This window comes from Pseudomonas sp. FSL R10-0399, from assembly GCF_009600165.1.
GTDB classification, from domain to species: Bacteria; Pseudomonadota; Gammaproteobacteria; order Pseudomonadales; family Pseudomonadaceae; genus Aquipseudomonas; species Aquipseudomonas helleri.
On sequence record NZ_WIWK01000121.1, the window covers coordinates 1 to 17194 of the forward strand.

At 61.3% G+C, this 17194-nt stretch carries 21 protein-coding genes; 13 read left to right on the plus strand and 8 right to left on the minus strand.

Annotated features, from left to right (window positions below; translation table 11 throughout):
- The 11 genes from hutH to GHO41_RS24655 all read left to right on the plus strand — a co-directional run.
- Nucleotides 1-1009: histidine ammonia-lyase (gene hutH, locus GHO41_RS24605; protein WP_153434888.1), on the plus strand; the 1009-nt coding region annotated here is incomplete at its 5' end.
- Nucleotides 1002-1427 (plus strand): thioesterase family protein, encoded by a 426-nt coding sequence (locus tag GHO41_RS24610; RefSeq protein ID WP_048386338.1) that lies wholly within the window; start codon nt 1002-1004, stop codon nt 1425-1427. The genes hutH and GHO41_RS24610, both read left to right, overlap by 8 nt.
- Nucleotides 1424-2113: an outer membrane lipoprotein carrier protein LolA gene (locus GHO41_RS24615; protein WP_153434889.1), complete on the plus strand. Its 690-nt coding sequence runs from the start codon at nt 1424-1426 to the stop codon at nt 2111-2113. Before GHO41_RS24610 ends, GHO41_RS24615 begins: the two co-directional genes overlap by 4 nt.
- The gene (locus GHO41_RS24620; RefSeq protein WP_153434890.1) at nt 2103-4457 is read left to right on the plus strand and encodes an MMPL family transporter; all 2355 of its coding nucleotides are present in this window, start codon (nt 2103-2105) and stop codon (nt 4455-4457) included. The genes GHO41_RS24615 and GHO41_RS24620 overlap by 11 nt, the downstream gene beginning before the upstream one ends.
- Nucleotides 4444-5172: a class I SAM-dependent methyltransferase gene (locus GHO41_RS24625; RefSeq protein WP_153434891.1), complete on the plus strand. Its 729-nt coding sequence runs from the start codon at nt 4444-4446 to the stop codon at nt 5170-5172. The genes GHO41_RS24620 and GHO41_RS24625 overlap by 14 nt, the downstream gene beginning before the upstream one ends.
- On the plus strand, nt 5169-5669 hold the full coding sequence (locus GHO41_RS24630; RefSeq protein WP_153434892.1) for a DUF3261 domain-containing protein: 501 nt from the start codon (nt 5169-5171) through the stop codon (nt 5667-5669). Before GHO41_RS24625 ends, GHO41_RS24630 begins: the two co-directional genes overlap by 4 nt.
- Nucleotides 5666-6853 carry a beta-ketoacyl-[acyl-carrier-protein] synthase family protein gene (locus GHO41_RS24635; RefSeq protein WP_153434893.1) on the plus strand — a complete coding sequence of 396 codons (1188 nt, stop codon included), beginning with the start codon at nt 5666-5668 and terminating at the stop codon, nt 6851-6853. Before GHO41_RS24630 ends, GHO41_RS24635 begins: the two co-directional genes overlap by 4 nt.
- Complete coding sequence (locus tag GHO41_RS24640; RefSeq protein ID WP_048386350.1) at nt 6850-7317, plus strand: hotdog family protein; 468 nt, start codon at nt 6850-6852, stop codon at nt 7315-7317. Before GHO41_RS24635 ends, GHO41_RS24640 begins: the two co-directional genes overlap by 4 nt.
- The gene (locus GHO41_RS24645) at nt 7310-8038 is read left to right on the plus strand and encodes a 3-ketoacyl-ACP reductase FabG2 (RefSeq protein ID WP_153373525.1); all 729 of its coding nucleotides are present in this window, start codon (nt 7310-7312) and stop codon (nt 8036-8038) included. Before GHO41_RS24640 ends, GHO41_RS24645 begins: the two co-directional genes overlap by 8 nt.
- Complete coding sequence (locus tag GHO41_RS24650; protein ID WP_153434894.1) at nt 8038-9264, plus strand: beta-ketoacyl-ACP synthase; 1227 nt, start codon at nt 8038-8040, stop codon at nt 9262-9264. Before GHO41_RS24645 ends, GHO41_RS24650 begins: the two co-directional genes overlap by 1 nt.
- A gap of 17 nt (nt 9265-9281) precedes the next feature.
- Nucleotides 9282-9725: a hypothetical protein gene (locus GHO41_RS24655; RefSeq protein WP_048366690.1), complete on the plus strand. Its 444-nt coding sequence runs from the start codon at nt 9282-9284 to the stop codon at nt 9723-9725.
- Between the two features lie 220 nt (nt 9726-9945).
- On the opposite strand, the gene GHO41_RS24660 is transcribed toward GHO41_RS24655, so the two are convergent.
- Complete coding sequence (locus GHO41_RS24660) at nt 9946-10329, minus strand: type II toxin-antitoxin system PemK/MazF family toxin (RefSeq protein ID WP_082148601.1); 384 nt, start codon at nt 10327-10329, stop codon at nt 9946-9948.
- 413 nt (nt 10330-10742) lie between these two features.
- Between GHO41_RS24660 and GHO41_RS24665 the strand changes: the two genes are divergently transcribed.
- Nucleotides 10743-10925: a DUF6124 family protein gene (locus GHO41_RS24665; protein ID WP_048366692.1), complete on the plus strand. Its 183-nt coding sequence runs from the start codon at nt 10743-10745 to the stop codon at nt 10923-10925.
- Between the two features lie 494 nt (nt 10926-11419).
- Here the strand turns inward: GHO41_RS24665 and GHO41_RS24670 are convergent, their stop codons facing one another.
- The 3 genes from GHO41_RS24670 to GHO41_RS24680 all read right to left on the minus strand — a co-directional run bounded on the left by GHO41_RS24670 (nt 11420) and on the right by GHO41_RS24680 (nt 13006).
- The gene (locus tag GHO41_RS24670) at nt 11420-11707 is read right to left on the minus strand and encodes an addiction module antidote protein (RefSeq protein ID WP_048366693.1); all 288 of its coding nucleotides are present in this window, start codon (nt 11705-11707) and stop codon (nt 11420-11422) included.
- Nucleotides 11704-12009, minus strand: a complete 306-nt coding sequence (locus GHO41_RS24675; RefSeq protein WP_153434896.1) for a type II toxin-antitoxin system RelE/ParE family toxin — start codon at nt 12007-12009, stop codon at nt 11704-11706. Before GHO41_RS24675 ends, GHO41_RS24670 begins: the two co-directional genes overlap by 4 nt.
- A 100-nt stretch (nt 12010-12109) precedes the next feature.
- The gene (locus GHO41_RS24680; RefSeq protein ID WP_048366694.1) at nt 12110-13006 is read right to left on the minus strand and encodes a LysR family transcriptional regulator; all 897 of its coding nucleotides are present in this window, start codon (nt 13004-13006) and stop codon (nt 12110-12112) included.
- Between the two features lie 220 nt (nt 13007-13226).
- On the opposite strand from GHO41_RS24680, the gene GHO41_RS24685 reads away from it, so the two are divergent.
- Nucleotides 13227-14405, plus strand: a complete 1179-nt coding sequence (locus GHO41_RS24685; protein WP_371929029.1) for an MFS transporter — start codon at nt 13227-13229, stop codon at nt 14403-14405.
- Nucleotides 14406-14433: 28 nt separating this feature from the next.
- Here GHO41_RS24685 and gspM read toward each other — a convergent pair whose 3' ends face one another.
- From gspM to GHO41_RS24705, 4 genes are all read right to left on the minus strand, one after another.
- Complete coding sequence (gspM, locus tag GHO41_RS24690; protein WP_048366696.1) at nt 14434-14880, minus strand: type II secretion system protein GspM; 447 nt, start codon at nt 14878-14880, stop codon at nt 14434-14436.
- On the minus strand, nt 14877-15938 hold the full coding sequence (gspL, locus tag GHO41_RS24695; protein ID WP_048366697.1) for a type II secretion system protein GspL: 1062 nt from the start codon (nt 15936-15938) through the stop codon (nt 14877-14879). The genes gspM and gspL overlap by 4 nt, the downstream gene beginning before the upstream one ends.
- A complete protein-coding gene (locus GHO41_RS24700) occupies nt 15938-16795 on the minus strand; it encodes a type II secretion system protein GspK (protein WP_241486367.1) in 858 nt (285 codons plus the stop codon). The genes gspL and GHO41_RS24700 overlap by 1 nt, the downstream gene beginning before the upstream one ends.
- A partial coding sequence (locus tag GHO41_RS24705) for a type II secretion system protein GspJ (RefSeq protein ID WP_153434895.1) occupies nt 16792-17194 on the minus strand: 403 nt, incomplete at its 5' end. The genes GHO41_RS24705 and GHO41_RS24700, both read right to left, overlap by 4 nt.

The window sequence follows — 17194 nt, forward strand, 5'->3', positions numbered from 1 at the left end:
GGCTGACGTGCTCCGCGAACTGGGCTGGACGCCGCTGGTGCTGCGGCCCAAGGAAGCGCTGGCGCTGATGAACGGCACGGCCGTGATGACCGGCCTTGCGTGCCTGGCGTATGCCCGCGCCGATTACCTGCTCAAGTTGGCGACCCGCATCACGGCACTCAACGTGGTGGCGTTGCAAGGTAACCCTGAACACTTCGATGAGCGTCTGTTCGCCGCCAAGCCGCATCCAGGGCAAATGCAAGTGGCGGCATGGTTGCGCCAGGACCTCGCCATCGACGCCCCGACCGCGCCGCTGCATCGCCTGCAAGACCGTTACTCGCTGCGCTGCGCGCCCCATGTGCTGGGCGTTCTGGCTGACAGCCTGAACTGGCTGCGCGGGTTTATCGAAGTCGAACTCAACAGCGCCAACGACAACCCGATCATCGACGCCGAAGAAGAACGCGTGCTGCACGGCGGGCACTTCTATGGCGGGCACATTGCCTTCGCCATGGACAGCCTCAAAACCCTGGTGGCCAACGTCGCTGACCTGCTTGATCGCCAACTCGCGCTGTTGGTAGACGTACGTTACAACCACGGCTTGCCAAGCAACCTCTCGGGCGCCAGCGCCGAACGGGCGATGCTCAACCACGGCTTTAAAGCGGTACAGATCGGCGCCAGCGCCTGGACCGCCGAAGCCCTGAAAAACACGATGCCGGCCAGCGTCTTCTCGCGCTCAACCGAATGCCACAACCAGGACAAAGTGAGCATGGGCACCATTGCCGCCCGTGACGCCATTCGTGTGCTGGAGCTGACCGAGCAAGTGGCCGCCGCGACGTTGCTGGCTGCCCACCAGGGTGTGTGGCTGCGCAGCCGCGACGCAGACGCCCGCCCGCTACCCACCGCACTGGCCGACATGCACGCTGAACTGGCCAAGGATTTCGCCCCCGTCATTGAAGACCGCGCACTGGAAGCCGAACTGCGCCTGTGCCTGGCCCGTATTGCCCAACAACACTGGAGGCTGCATGCGTAGCAAAGGCGTTTTGCACGTCGACACCGAAGTCCTGGTGCCGTTTTTCGATATCGACACGATGCACGTGGTGTGGCACGGGCATTACGTCAAATACCTCGAAGTCGCCCGCTGCGCCTTGCTCGATCACATCGGGCACAACTACACGCAGATGCTCGACGCGGGCTACGCGTGGCCGGTGATCGACCTGCAACTGCGCTATGTGCGCGGCGCCACCTTCGGCCAACGGATCAACGTTCGCGCCAGCCTCGTGGAGTGGGAGAACCGTCTGAAGATCAACTACCTGATCACCGATGCGGCCACCGGCGAACGCCTGACCCGCGCCTGCACGGTGCAGGTCGCGGTCAGGATTGCCGACCGGGAGATGCAACTGGCGTCGCCCAAATGCTTGATCGATGCGATTGCGAAGGTGCTGGCATGAAGCTGATTGCTGCTCTGTGTAGTCGCTGCCGCAGGCTGCGATCGAGCCCGAAGGGGTCGCGTTTTTCGGCTCTTATCGCAGCCTTCGGCAGCGACTACAAGGCGTACGTAGCCGCTTTGCTGCTCGGATTATCACCATTGGCCCACGCCTTCGACCTGCAACAACTGAGCGATCAACTGGCCAGGCCGCAGGTGATCCACGGTGATTTCATCCAGGAAAAACACCTGCGCGCGCTACCCAAGCCGCTGACCAGCACCGGCACCTTTGTACTGGCCAAAGATCACGGCCTGTTGTGGCAACTCAACACCCCGCTCAAACAGGACTACCGCATCACCGCCCTCGGCATTGCCCGACGCAATGGCAGCGAGTGGCAAATGCTCCCCGGCAAGAGCGCAGGCGCTGAGCAGAACCGCCTGTTCCTCGCCGTGTTGCAAGGCGACAGCAGCGGGCTACAGCGTGATTTCGAGCTGCGCCTGCAAGGCCAACCGACGCAGTGGACGCTCACCCTGACCCCGCGCTCGCTGTTGCTCAAGCAGGTGTTCACACAAATCAACATCGACGGCGGCGAGCGGGTGCAACGCATCGAGTTGCAGGAAACCCAAGGCGACAGCACCGTGCTGAAGCTGCAAAACAGCATCAGCCACTTACCCTTGAGCGACGCGGAGCAGCACGACTTTGCGCAGTGAACGCTGGTTGCCCCGGGGCTTTTTGATCCTGCTGCTGGTCGTGCTCGCACTGGCCGGCTGGCAATGGCGGCATGGCCCGCCGCTGTCGGCCAACCTGATGGAACTGGTGCCCGGCCACACTCCGGACGCACTGCTACAGAACGCCGAGCAGCGCATGCAAGAACCCCTCAACCGAGAGGTGCTGCTGCTGGTGGGCAGCGCTGATCGCCAGCAAGCCATTACCACCGCTCGCCAGCTGGGCGAGCAGTGGCAGGCCAGCGGGCTGTTTGAAAAGGTCCAGTGGAACCTGCAAGCCGACTTGCCCGCCCTGCGCGAGCAACTGCTGCGCGGGCGCCTGGCAATGCTTGCGCAAGCTGACCGTACACAACTGATCGAACACCCTGACGCCTTTATCCAGCAACGCGTGCAAGCGCTGTTCGACCCGTTCAGCGGCTTTAGCCTGGTACCCAGCCAGGACGACTGGCTGGGCCTGACCGGGCGCATCCAGAACAGCCAGCCGCAACGCGGCGCGGTGCAACTGGACATCGGCAGCGGCGCCTTGATCGCTGACGCCGACGGCAACAGTTGGGTATTGCTGCGCGCCCGCACGCAGGGTGATGCCTTTGACATGAAGCTGCCCCTGCAAGTGGCCGCACTGGTTGAGCACAGCCGCGAACAGGCCGCCAGCCAGAACGTGCAGCTACTCGCCGCCAGTGGCCTGCTCTACGCCGCCAGCGGGCAACAACAAGCCACCCGTGAGATCACCTGGGTGGGCGGCGGGGCCACTTTCGGGATTTTGCTCCTGTTGCTGCTCGCATTCCGCCGCTGGCGCGTGCTGCTGGCCTTTGTTCCGGTGCTGGTGGGCATGCTGTTTGGCGCCGTGGCCTGCGTCGGTTTGTTTGGCAGCCTGCACGTGATGACGTTAGTGCTGGGCTCCAGTCTGATCGGCGTGGCCGTCGATTACCCGCTGCATTACCTGTCCAAAAGCTGGAGCCTGAAACCGTGGCGCAGTTGGCCTGCCGTGCGCCTGACATTGCCCGGCTTGAGCCTGAGCCTGGCCACCAGTTGCATCGGTTATCTGGCCTTGGCGTTTACCCCGTTTCCAGCGTTGACCCAAATCGCCATCTTCTCGGCCGCAGGCTTGGTCGGGGCGTATCTGAGCGCCGTGTGCCTGCTACCCGCGCTGCTCAACGGTATGACGTTACAGCCCGCGCAATGGCCATTGCACCTCGCGCAACGCCTGCTGGATGCGCGGGCAGCGCTGTTGAAAAAAGTCCCCACGCCCGCGCTATTGGCCTTACTGCTGGCCTTTTGTGCAGCAGGCGTGTGGCAACTGACCAGCAAAAACGATATTCGCCAATGGGTCGGTGCACCGCCTCAACTAACAGCACAAGCCCAGGCCATTGCGCGCATTACCGGCTACCAACCGACCAGCCAGTTTTTTTTGGTGCGCGCCGACAATGAGCAGCAACTGCTTGAACGCCAAACCGTGCTGCGCGAGCGCCTGGATCAACTGGTCAGCACCGGCCAGCTACAAGGCTATTTGGCCCTGGGCCAATTAGTCAGCCTGCCGAGCGAGCAACAACACCTGCGCACGGCCTTGAAGCAACTGCCACAGCACTGGCAACCGCTGCTGGAACTGGGCGTGCCCGAGGCCGCGCTGCAACATGAACTCGCACAGTTAGAAGCGTTGCCCGAGCAAACTATAGACGCCGCGCTCACCGGGCCATTGGCCGAACCGTGGCGCGCGTTGTGGCTGGGCAAACAGGGCAGCGGCGTGGCCGCCATGGTCAGCCTGCAAGGCTTGAACAACCCCGACCTGTTGCGCGAACAAGCCCAGGGCCTGCCCGGCGTACAGTGGGTGGACCGCTTGGGCGACTTGAATGGCGTGTTCGCGGCCACCCAGATCAGCGCGGCAGAATTGAAGCTGTTGTCGTGCGTGCTGATCGTCTTGCTGTTGATCGCGCCCTTTGGCTTAAGCGGCGCGCTGCGCATTGTTGCATTGCCGCTGTTAGCCGCACTGTGCAGCGTGGCCAGCCTCGGCTGGTTGGGGCAGCCGCTGACTCTGTTCAGCCTGTTCGGGTTATTGCTGGTGACGGCGATCAGCGTTGATTACGCGATTTTGATGCGTGAACACATCGGCGGGGCTGCCGTCAGCCTGCTCGGCACCTTGCTCGCCGCGCTGACCACCTGGCTGTCGTTCGGTTTGCTGGCGGTGTCCAGCACGCCCGCGGTCAGCAACTTCGGATTGTCGGTGAGCCTTGGCCTGGCCTTCAGCTTTATGCTCGCGCCGTGGGCCGGTCAGCAAACGCCGCACACCCCGCGTTATTCTTCATTGCCACGGAGGCCCCATGAAACCCCTTAGCGATACCTACGTAGAAGAAACCCGGTTCGGATTTTGGTTTTTGCGCAGCCACACCTGGCAGCACCATGTACTGCGGGTGGCGATCAATGACTTGCGCGGCTTGTTCAGCGAGCCGCCGCCGTCTGCGCCGGTCATCCTGGATGCCGGTTGCGGGCAGGGCAAGTCGTTCCAGTACCTGCAGGCAACCTTCGCCCCCAAGCGTTTGATCGGGCTCGATGCCGACCCGCTGAGCCTTGAGCTGAGCCGCGAAGAGGCCCGCCGCCAAGGATTCGACGTCGAGCTGATCGGCAGCGACTGCGCTGAACTGAACGTGCCCGATGCCAGCGTCGACCTGCTGTTCTGTCACCAGACCTTCCACCACCTGGTGCAACAAGACCGGGCGCTGGCCGAGTTCTATCGCGTGCTCAAGCCGGGCGGCTATTTGCTGTTCGCCGAGTCCACCGAAGCCTACATCGACACCTGGGTGATTCGCTGGCTGTTCCGCCACCCCATGCACGTGCAGAAAAGCGCGGCGCAATACTTGGAAATGATCCGCGACCAGGGCTTTGAATTTGACGCGCAGAACGTCTCTTACCCCTACCTGTGGTGGAGCCGTGCGACCGATTTCGGGCTGTTGGAACGCTTTGGCCTGCGTTCTGCCAAGCCGGTGGGCCAGCGGGAAGAAACCCTGGTCAACGTGGTGGCACGCAAACCGTTGCAAGGCAAAGATCAATGACACGCCGTTATAGCCTACTCGCAGCCCTTGGCATCTTCATGCTCCTGTTGTTAAGTGGCTGCACCAGCCTGCCCTTACCCAAACACACGCCCAGCCTGGCGCTGCCGATGCAGTTGCATGTCCAGCGTCAGCAGGCCGAACAGCGCCAGGACTGGCTGCTGGTGATTCAGCAAGAGGACGCCGGGCTACGCTGGTCATTGATGGACCCGCTGGGGATCCCGCTGGCGCGGCAATTGCTGCACAACCAGCACTGGCAAGCAGACGGTTTGCTGCCGCCCAACCCCGAGGCCCGGGTGCTGTTCGCCGCGCTGCTGTTTGCACTCACGCCTGCCGACCAGTTGGCCGACAATTACCCGCAGGCAACCTCCAGTGCTGATCGCCGTGCGCTCGACCGCCGCTGGCAGGTGCACTATGTACAACCGCAGGTGTTTAGCATCGATCTGCAAAACGGCGTGCACTACACCCTCAGCCCACTCAACACCGAGACGGCCCCATGACTGCGTACCTGAATGCACTGGGCATCGTTTGTTCACTGGGCCGCGGGCCCAAGGACGTCGCGCAGCACCTGTTTGCCGGTGACTGCTCGGGCATGCAGCAAACAGCCGGCTGGATCCCTGAGCGCTCGGTCGCGGTGGCGCAGGTGCAAGGCGAGTTACCAACGATCCCGGCACACCTTGCCCGCCACAGCAGCCGCAACAATCAGCTATTGCTTGAGGCCGCATTGCAGATTGGCGATGACATCGAGCAGGCGATCCAGACCTATGGCCGCGACCGCATCGCTGTCGTGCTGGGCACCAGCACCTCGGGCATCGACGAAGCCTGCCATGGCATTGCCCACTACGCGCAGCACCAGCATTTCCCAAGCGATTACGACTACCGCCAGCAAGAGCTAAGCGCACCGGCTGAGTTTCTGGCCGCGTGGCTAAACATCAGCGGGCCGACCTATGTTATTTCGACGGCTTGCACCTCCAGCGCCCGCGCCCTGATGAGCGCCCAGCGCCTGCTGCGCATGAACCTGTGCGACGTGGTGCTGTGCGGCGGCGTCGACAGTTTATGCACGCTGACCCTCAATGGTTTTGCAGCCCTTGAAGCGGTGGCCGATGAGCGCTGCAACCCGTTTTCGGTCAACCGTCGCGGCATCAATATTGGCGAAGGCGCGGCCCTGTTTTTAATGAGCAAACAGGCCAGCGGCGCGCAACCCATCGCCTTGCTGGGCGCAGGCGCCAGCTCGGATGCGCACCATATTTCTGCCCCCGAGCCCAGCGGCCGGGGCGCTGTAAACGCCATGCAGCAGGCCTTGCACCGTGCAGGGTTGCAGGCCAGCCAGATCGGCTACTTGAACCTGCATGGCACGGCAACCCAGCACAACGACGCCATGGAAAGCCAGGCCGTGGCCCAGGTGTTCCCACACGGTGTACCGTGCTCGTCAACCAAACCTATGACCGGCCACACACTGGGTGCAGCCGGGGCGCTGGAGGCCGCGTTTTGCTGGTTGAGCCTGAGCCACGGTAACGCCTTGCCCCCGCACCTCTGGGATGGCCAGCCCGACCCGCAGTTGCCCGCGCTGAACTGGGTCACCCCAGGCCTTACCCTGGCCCCCGAACACCCACACTGCCTGATGAGCAACTCGTTTGCCTTCGGCGGTAATAACGTCAGCCTGATTATCGGAGACGCTCCATGATTGATTGGCCGCTCGCCGAATTGCTGCCCCACGCTGGCGACATGATCTTGATCGATCACGTGCTGGCATTTGATGAAGAAACCATCCACACCCGCGTAACTGTCCGCCCCGGCGGCCTGTTTAACCGCGCAGACGGCAGCTTGCCGGCCTGGGTCGGCGTCGAGTTGATGGCGCAAAGCGTGGCCGCCTATGCCGGTTGCCGCGCGCGTCAGGCAGGCAACCCCGTGGCGCTGGGCTTTTTGCTCGGCACCCGCAAGTTTGAATGCAACGTTGAGCACTTCCCGCTCGGCGCCGAGTTACAGATCCACGCCGTGCGCTCGCTCGAAGACGACAACGGCATGGGCGTGTTTGAGTGCCACCTGACCGGCCCACAGATCCACGCCACCGCCCGCCTGAACGTGTTCCGTCCGCCTCAGGCTGAAAACTACCTTGCTCAAGCATCTCAGGAGGCTCGCCATGACTGAGTCCATTTTAGTCACTGGCTCTAGCCGTGGCATTGGCCGTGCCATCGCGTTGCGTCTGGCCCAGGCCGGTTTCGATCTGGTGCTGCATTGTCGCAGTGGGCGCAGCGAAGCCGACAGCGTCATGGCGCACGTGCAAGCACTGGGCCGCAACGCCCGCGTGCTGCAGTTCGACGTATCGGACCGCGCCCAGTGCCGGGCAATACTGGAAGCCGATGTTGACGCCCACGGTGCTTATTACGGAGTGGTGCTCAATGCCGGGCTGACCCGTGACGGCGCGTTTCCGGCCCTCAGCGAAGACGATTGGGACGTGGTGATGCGCACCAACCTCGACGGTTTTTACAACGTCCTGCACCCGGTCATGATGCCCATGATCCGCCGTCGTCAGGCCGGGCGCATTGTGTGCATCACCTCGGTGTCGGGCCTGATCGGCAATCGCGGCCAGGTCAATTACAGCGCCTCCAAAGCCGGGCTGATCGGCGCCGCCAAAGCCCTCGCCATTGAGCTGGGCAAGCGCAAAATCACGGTTAACTGTGTGGCGCCGGGCCTGATCGACACCGCCATGCTGGACGAGAATGTGCCCGTTGAAGAACTGATGAAAATGATCCCTGCCCAACGCATGGGCACCCCGGAAGAAGTCGCCGGGGCGGTCAACTTTTTGATGTCGGCCGAAGCGGGCTATATCACCCGCCAGGTGCTGGCCGTCAACGGAGGCTTGTGCTGATGAAGCGCGTCGTCGTTACCGGCATGGCCGGCATCACCTCGTTGGGCAGTGACTGGGCCAGCATCGTGGCCCATTTTGAGGCGGGGCGCAGCGGCATTCGGCGCATGGACGAGTGGGACCGCTTTACCGAACTCAACACCCGTTTGGCCGGGCCCATTGATGACTTTGCCGTGCCCCAACACTGGACCCGCAAACAACTGCGCAGCATGGGCCGCGTCTCGCGCCTGGCGGTGGGGGCAGCGGAGCAGGCCTTGCAAGACGCGGGCTTGCTGGGCAACCCGATCATTCAGGACGGGCGCATGGGCGTGGCGTGCGGCTCGTCCACCGGCAGCACGGACGAAATCAAAGCTTTCGGCAACATGTTGCTCAACTCAGTGGCCGAAGGTCTTAACGCCAACAGCTACGTGCGCATGATGCCGCACACCACGGCAGCGAATATCAGCATTTTCTTTGGCCTTACCGGGCGGTTAATCCCGACCTCCAGCGCCTGCACCAGCGGCAGCCAGGGCATTGGTTATGCCTACGAAGCCATCAAGTTCGGCCGCCTGCCGTTGATGCTCGCAGGCGGCGCAGAAGAGTTGTGCCCCACCGAAGCCATGGTGTTTGACGCGCTGTACGCCACCAGCCTTAAAAACGACGCCCCGCACACCAGCCCAAGCCCCTATGACAGTGGCCGCGATGGTCTGGTGATCGGCGAAGGGGGCGGCATGCTGGTGCTTGAAGAGCTGGAGCATGCGCTGGCTCGCGGTGCGCACATCCATGCTGAAATCGTCGGTTTTGGCAGCAACGCAGACGGCCAGCACACCACCCGCCCCGAGATCAGCACCATGCGCCGAGCCATGGAACTGGCGCTGGAAGACGCGGGACTTGCCGCTCAGGCCATCGGCTATGTGAACGGTCACGGCACCGCCACCGAACAAGGCGACATCGCCGAAACCCAGGCCACCCATGACGTGTTTGGCAAACACATGCCCATCAGCTCGCAAAAGAGTTTTTTGGGCCACACTTTGGGGGCCTGTGGCGCGCTGGAGTCGTGGTTCAGCATCGAGATGATGAACCGCGACCGCTACGTGCCCACGCTTAACCTGCACAACGTAGACCCACGCTGCGCTGAACTGGACTACCTGCGCGGCGAAAGTCGCGTGATGCACAACGACTATGTGATGAACAACAATTTTGCCTTCGGCGGCGTCAACACCTCGTTGATTTTTCGCCGCTGGTCATGAGGTCAAGGAGACCCCCTATGCACATCAAAACGTTGGCGGCTGCCACCCTTCTGCTGTCCGCCCTGCCTGCCGTGAGCCAGGCCCGCGACACCACCTTGTACTTGCCGTTTGATCAGGTGGTCACCGAAGCCATCAGCACCGGCAAAATAGACGGCAGCGTCAAGTTTTACCTCGCGGGCAACACGCCGAGCGGCAAAGTCAGCGTGCTCAGCCCCGGCGCCGTGACTAACAAAAAGACCAACGCCTTCAACAAAACTGACTACCAGGCGTGTTCATGGGCGCTGCAATCGGCGTTGATCACCCTGCATGACGCGGCCAAAAAGGCCGGTGCCAACGCCGTGACCGACATCACCAGCTACTACAAACGCAACGAACGCAAAGACCCGAAAACCTACGAATGCCACGCAGGCGCGATCATTGCGGGCGTGGCGCTGAAAGGCGATTTGTCGAAGGTGAATTGAGCGTCTGGGGGCTGGCCCCAAAAACGACAAAGGCGCCTCGCGGCGCCTTATTCACAAACAGACGGGCTTGTCATCGCGCTGTGTCTGTCCGGCTCGGTGATGGCTGGTTGCCCAGGATCCTCCGAGTCTCACAAGCCCCTTTCGGGAACGTGGCGAGTATTGCGCTGAAGGAGGCTTAAGGCAACCTTGAGTACGTCCCGTTGGTCGAATCAAACGCGTGTCACAAGCCGAGAGCGCAGCGGACCGCGGCTTTGATTGCAATAAACTCATCTGTTTCAAGTTGTGAAACCACATAACAACGACGGCCCTGACGGTCTCGCGTTTTTATTCGATCCAGTCGGGCGAGGCTAACGGTCGACAGCATGTCGCATTTTGCCCAGCACATAGGGTTCGCTCCCTGCAAATGACTCTGCAACTCAAGGTGATGCCCCAGCATGGATTGGGGCTCAGTTGTGCTAAGAGGAATAACCGTCACCAACTGTTTATTGGTGCGGTGTTTACGAATAACCACAACAGGCCTGATTTTGACCATTTCAGGTACTTCATGGCCCCTGAAGTCACAAATAAGTACGCTGCCTTCTTTTGGCTGATAAAGGAGGGGCATTGGTTGAACCCGAAGTAAAAGAAACGATTCTGAGCAACTTTGCCTTCAAGGGACCAGGCGAGTTTTATGACCGCGCATGTCTCAATCTCCAGCCTCACCCAGTCACTCGCAGGTCTCGTCTCTTTCCTTTGCAGGACTATTCCTAGAGAATCCCTTGGCCTTGCGCCTGCCTCTTTCGATCGCTAGCCTGCGGTTCGTCATCCCTCATGGATGGCCGGACGTGCAAGTTCGAATAGCAAAAGGTAAATCAAGCGTCACCGCCTAATACCCAGGTTTTATGGCGGTTGTGCGTGGGAGATCGTCAGGTCTGCCGGGTTCCTTTTGCCCCGGTCTTGCACACCCGCGTACGGCTGCCACCCTCTTTGTGTGCAAGCAAACGGGTTCAGCTATTCATTAGCAAAAGGATCTGAACCATGACTCACACACCCGAATACGAACAAAACCTCGAACACACTGACGAGCTGTTGCGGTGCGCGCTTGCGACGGCGTATGCGTCGGCCGATAACCTGCAAGGCCTGAACCGCGACGTGGCGTTGGCGGTGGTGCATTTGATCCATCAGGTCAAAGCGTCTGTGGATAAGTTATTGGCCGGGTAAAAAACGTTCACAGGCTGCGGTCTTTTGATCGTGGCCGTTGTGAATGGCTTTACGGCCGCTGCGCTGCCGATCGCAGCCTTCGTACCTCGTCAGCTCCTACAAGTTTTATGTGCGCCACACCACTCTGTAGGAGCGAGCTTGTCTCGCGATCTTTTGATCTTGGCCCTTGTGGACGGTTTTGCGGCCGCTGCGCTGCCGATCGCAGCCTTCGTACCTCGTCAGCGACTACAGGGTTTATGTGCGCCACACCGCCCTGTAGGAGCGAGCTTGCTCGCGATCTTTTGATCTTGGCCCTTGTGGACGGTTTTGCGGCCGCTGCGCAGCCGATCGCAGCCTTCGTACCTCGTCAGCTCCTACAAGATTTGTGTGCGCCACACCACCCTGTAGGCGCGAGCTTGCTCGCGATCTTTTGATCTTGGCCGCTGTGCTGCCGAGCGCAGCCGTCGGCATGAACCGTGATATGGCGCTAACCGAATCAGGAAGGCCCCATCCGTTCACTTGGAGATGTGTAGTTTTAGCCCCAGCGCCTTGGCTACTTTAAGAATGGTTCCAAATTCCGGGTTGCCCTCCCCGGACAGCGCTCGGTACAAGCTTTCTCTTGAAAGACCTGCATCACGCGCTACTTGGCTCATGCCACGCGCTCTCGCAATGGTGCCAAGGGCTTTGGCAATAAAGGCAGGGTCATCGCCAGCCTCCTCCATGCAAGCTTCCAGGTAATAACCTATATCCTCTTCAGTTTTGAGGAATTCGGCGCTGTCCCAGCGGGTGAATTTTTCGGTCAAAGGGTGTACTCCTTCCAGTCTTTGGCTATCAGTCGCGCTTGTTTGATATCGCGGGCTTGGCTGCTTTTATCGCCAGCACACAATAAAACCACCCAACATTGGCCTTGCTGGATGAAGTACAAGCGGTAACCCGGACCGTAATCAACACGGGCCTCTTTCAATCCTGCCCCAACAAACTTGGTATCACCAAAATTGCCTTCGGCCATTCGATCAAGCCTGAGCAAGATACGAGCACGCGCCCGACCGTCTGGCAAATCTGCCAACCAGCGCGAAAAACTTGAGCTGCGGATAATTTCAATCATCCACAAAATGTAGCCCAAAGGTTACACCCAAGGCATCAGCCCCTAACACTCCCTCTCGTCAGGAAGGCCTTTTTGTTATGTCAGCGATATCCGTTCATTCTTAGGGCTTCACCATTTTGCGTGTCACCAGTTCAGCAAACGCTTTGGCCATCGGCGAGGGGTTGCCTTTGCGTTGCACCAGCCACACGGCGGTGCTGGAGTCGGCGTCGAGCAGGGGCCGGTAGACCACGCCCTTGATGCGCATGTGCTGGAACGACGCGGGCAGTACGGACACGCCCAACCCCGCAGAGACCAAGCCAATGATGGTCATGGCTTCGCCCGCTTCTTGGGCGATGTGCGGGCTGAATCCGGCCTGGCGCGCCAGACTCAGCAGTTGCGCATATAACCCGCTGCCATAACTGCGCGGGAAGAAGACGAACGGCTCGTCAGCCAATGCCCCGATGTAGAGGCCGCTTTCGCTGCCTTCGGCCAGCGGATGTTCAGCCTGGATGACCGCCACCAAAGGCTCGCGGAACAGTTCGACGGCCACCAGCGAGTCCGCCAGCGGAAACGGGCGCATGACGCCGATTTCTATCGACTCTTCTACCAATGCCTCGGCTACGTCGCGGCTGCTCATTTCCAGGAGGTTTAAGTGCACCGCCGGGAAGGCCTGACGAAAGGCAAAAATGGCCTGCGGAATGCTTGAATTGAACGGCGCTGAAGAGGTGAAGCCAATTTTCATTTCACCCAGCTCGCCCAGTTGCGCACGGCGGGCGACGTCGGCGGCTTTATCCACCTGCGCCAGCACTTGGCGCGCTTCGTCAAGAAACAATCGCCCGGCTTCGCTGAGGGCGACCCGACGGTTGGTACGTTCAAACAGCCGCGCCCCCAACTCTTCTTCCAGCGCCTGTATTTGCTGGCTCAGCGGCGGTTGAGAGATGCCCAGCACCTGGGCGGCCCGGCCAAAGTGCAGTTCTTCGGCGACGGCGATGAAATAGCGTAAATGGCGCAGTTCCATGCAAGCTCCATTGAGTCGTTAAACCTATCAAACAGGTCGAATAATATATTGGAAAGAATCGTTAGCTGGCTATATTCTTTTGCCATTGCCGTTTGGCTATACGCGTTATGAGGTCCCCGTGAAAACTGCTGTCGCCCCGCTCGCTCACGAAGTCCCGCCCACGGCGCTGGATGATGTTGTCGCTCAACTCAATGACGTATTTATCGAGAAAGGCACGCCGATGTTTATGCGCACGGTGCTGGCGCTGTTCTCGGGGGGCTTTGCGACGTTTGCCTTGCTGTATTGCGTGCAGCCGATGATGCCGATGCTGTCCCATGAATACGAGATCAACGCCGCGCAAAGCAGTCTGATTTTGTCGGTGGCCACCGGGATGCTGGCTATCGGCCTGTTGGTGACGGGGCCTATTTCTGATGCCATCGGGCGTAAGCCGGTGATGGTCTCGGCGCTGTTCAGCGCGGCGGTGTTCACTGTGCTCAGTGCGTGGATGCCGAGCTGGGAAGGCGTGCTGATTACCCGCGCGCTGGTGGGCTTGTCGCTGAGCGGGCTGGCCGCCGTTGCCATGACCTACTTGAGCGAGGAGATCCACCCGCAGCACATTGGCCTGGCGATGGGGTTGTACATCGGCGGCAATGCGATTGGCGGGATGAGCGGGCGTTTGATCACCGGCGTGTTGATCGACTTTGTCAGCTGGCACACGGCGATGCTGGTGATTGGCGGTCTGGCGTTGGTGCTGGCCATGGTGTTTGTGAAGATCTTGCCGGAGTCGCGTAACTTCCGCCCGCAAACCATGAACCCGCGTAGCCTGTTGAACGGCTTCACCATGCACTTTCGTGACGCCGGTTTGCCGTGGCTGTTTCTCGAAGCGTTTTTGCTGATGGGCAGCTTTGTAACGCTGTTCAACTACATCGGTTATCGCTTGCTGGCTGACCCGTACAACATGAACCAGGCCGTGGTGGGCTTGCTCTCGGTGGTGTACCTGTCGGGCATTTACAGCTCGGCGCAGATTGGCGCACTGGCGGACAAACTGGGCCGTCGCAAGGTGCTGTGGGCGGTGATTGTGCTGATGCTGGCGGGCATTGCGCTGACCCTGTTCGAACCCATCGCACTGGTGATTATCGGCATGCTGTTGTTCACCTTCGGCTTCTTTGGCGCGCACTCGGTGGCCAGCAGCTGGATCGGCCGCCGGGCGACCAAAGCCAAAGGCCAGGCCTCGTCGCTGTACCTGTTTTGCTACTACGCCGGGTCGAGTGTGGCCGGGACCGCCGGGGGCTTTTTCTGGCACTACGCGGGCTGGAACGGCATCGGTGCGTTTATCGGCGCTTTGCTGGTGATTGCCTTGCTGGTGGCGTTGCGTCTGGCCAAGCTGCCCGCGTTGCCGGGTAATACCCACAACGCGTGAACGCGCAGCTGTAATAGTGAGAGCGGATTTATAGGTTGCTGATCTGTAGCTGCACCTGCAGCACCTGAGCGCTTTTTTCCAGGCTCAGGCTCTCGAACTCGGCGCCTTCTTGTTCGACACGGTTAAGCCACGCCAGCACCGCCATGGCATTGCCGCTCAGGCTGATGCGTAACCGTTGGGTGTCCACGTCAAACTGCTGCACCTGAAGCCCCGCGCTCGCGGCGCTTTCGCTGAGGCGGCTGCTCAACGGTTGCGTGTATACCCGGATCGCGCGCGTGGGCAGCGCTCGCTGCACCTCCCCCGCTTGGGCGACACGCTGGGCATACAGCGTTTGCGCCGCCGCCAGCCGTTGCTGCGCGGGCTGCCAAAGCCCATAAAAACCAAACACCATCGACAAGAACACCGCGAGTACACCGCACAGTTGGCGGTCACGGCGTGGCAGTTGCCGCCAGCGCTCACGCACACGGGCTTTCATAAAACGTCCTCCAGGGTGAGTAAAGTTTGCACCCGGTTACCCTGTTGGCTGGCGTTGCCCAAGGTGATCGGCAGTGCACTTTGCAGGCCGCGCTCGCGCAGGTGTTCAAGCTCGGCAAAGCTGTTGGCGGTGATGGTTAAGGTCCAGCCGACCGTGGCGCGCCATTCCATGCGTTGCACGTCCACGCTGCTGGCACCGATCACGTGCTGGGTTAGCTGAAGCAAGCGCGCCATGTGCCCGTTTTGCCGGGCCGCGCCTTGTTGTTGCAGGGCGTTGAGTTGCGCAGACAAATCGACGATGCGGGTGTGCTCCGGGTACAGCGCTTTAAAGCGCTGTTCACTCTGGGCGTAGAGGCTCGCCGCTTCACTCTCAAGGAAGCTGCTGCGCAGGTGGCTCGCCCCCACAGCCATGGCAACAATCAGCAAGGCGGCCACACTGACACCCCGCCACGGCAGCCGCTGCGACGTGCGCCGGTACTCGCCTTGCAGCAGGTTGATGGCGCCAGGCGGTGCGCTAGCAGGATCAAACGTGTGTTCAACCGCCGTACCGAGGGGCCCGTCTTTCAGGGCCTCCAGCGCCTGAGGGGTTAACGCAAGGCGCAGATCCAGCGCGCCGCCCGCCAGCCAGCGCCCGTCCCACCACGCGATGCCCGGTTGCTCGCGGGGCAAGAGGTCGGCATCCACGTACACGCTGACGATGTTCAACCCGAGCGCCTGTAACTGCGCCAAGAGGTGTTTGAAGCGCTGACGCTCAATCACCAGCAACGGATAACGCCGTTGCGCATCCAGGGGGCCGACGGCGATGTGCAGTTCATCAATGTCATCCGCCAGTTGATCTTCAACCGCAAAGGCCAAGGCCTGAACGCTGGGGCGGCGCCTGCCCGGCCAGGGCTCGGTCAGCAGCCAGCTGCACATTTCCATCGGCAGAATCAGCTGCACATCGTGCGCGCCCAGTCGCTCGGCGGCCTCGTTCAGTGAGGTTTCGTGGGCGGTTATTTCGTCGTGCCACAGGTAGACCCGCGTATCGCTGTGCGCGGTGAGATAAAGCCGGCTGTTCATCAAGAAGGTTCGCTGTGTTCAGGGGCTAAAAAGCGCCGCTGGAGAAGGTGCCAGCGGCCGGTTTTGAGGTCGCGGGCCATATCGCTTTCAAGGCGTAAACGGCTTTGCCCCACACGCACGTGGGTGGTGATGCGAAACCAGCGGCTGGCGGTGCCCAGCCCCGCTGCCTGAACCCCCAGGCCGATCAGCGCCGGGGTAAAGGTGAAGTCCTCAACACTGGCATACCCCTGCAACGGGCGCTCGCTCACTAAGCGAGGGGCCATGTCCGGTGTCACGCCTTCGAGGGTGGCGAGCAACGTGACGGAGGCGGTGTTGATGTTGAGTGTGGCGTCCTTGCCCAGCAGGGCGATCCAGGGCTGCATGCGCGTGTACCAGTGGGCATCGACACCCGGCACGCTGCGCAATTGGCTGATGTCGCTCAGGTTCAGGCCGTGCAGTGCGCTGGCGTCGACGGGCGGCAGGTCGAGCCGGGTTTGCAGGCGCAACCAACGCTGTTTCAGCACCTCGTCGACAGCACCTTGAGTGAGCAAGGCGCTGACGTTGAAACGGGCGGCCAGGTCTTCGATGTCGACCTCAATGTGGCCATTGTCGATCAGCCATTCGGGCCGGCCTTTGGCCCAGGCCTGGCCTGCTGCAACGGGCAACTTGGGGTCTGCCAGCAGCGTGTATAAACGCTCTCGCCCCCAGGCTTCCCCAGCAAACGCCGACTGGCGCAATTGCAGTTGATGGAGCTGCTGGGCGCTGCTGTGCAGGGCCAGGCGGTGGCTGCGCAACATGCCGGCAGTCACCAGCAGCGCAAGGCTCATCACCAGCAGCACGGTGAGCAGTGCAATGCCTTGCTGACCCTTGCGCATCATTGGCCCTCCGGCAGTAGCATCACGCGACGAAGCTGTTCAAATCGCCCGGCCGAGAACTGCACTTCAAGGGCTCGCGGTGTTCCCTTGGGGGCCGCTTTGCCGGTGGGCCAATCGGTGCGCCAACCCACGGCCGGGTCGTACAGCCGCCAACGCAGATCGCGCACGTTGGTGAGCAGTTTTTGCTTTTGCAGTTCGCCGCCTTCCAGCCCTTGGCTGTAGCGCCAAAGCTCGCCGTTTTCCAATTTGTAGCTGACGTCTTGCAGTTCGCTGCGCGGCTGGCCCAGCGGGTTGCGCCAGTTGGCGCGGCGCAGATTGAGCTGGCTGGGATACAGCGCCAGCCCCGGCGACGTGGCCGAGGTGTGCAGGTGCAATACATCGCGCTCGATCAGCGCCACGGCG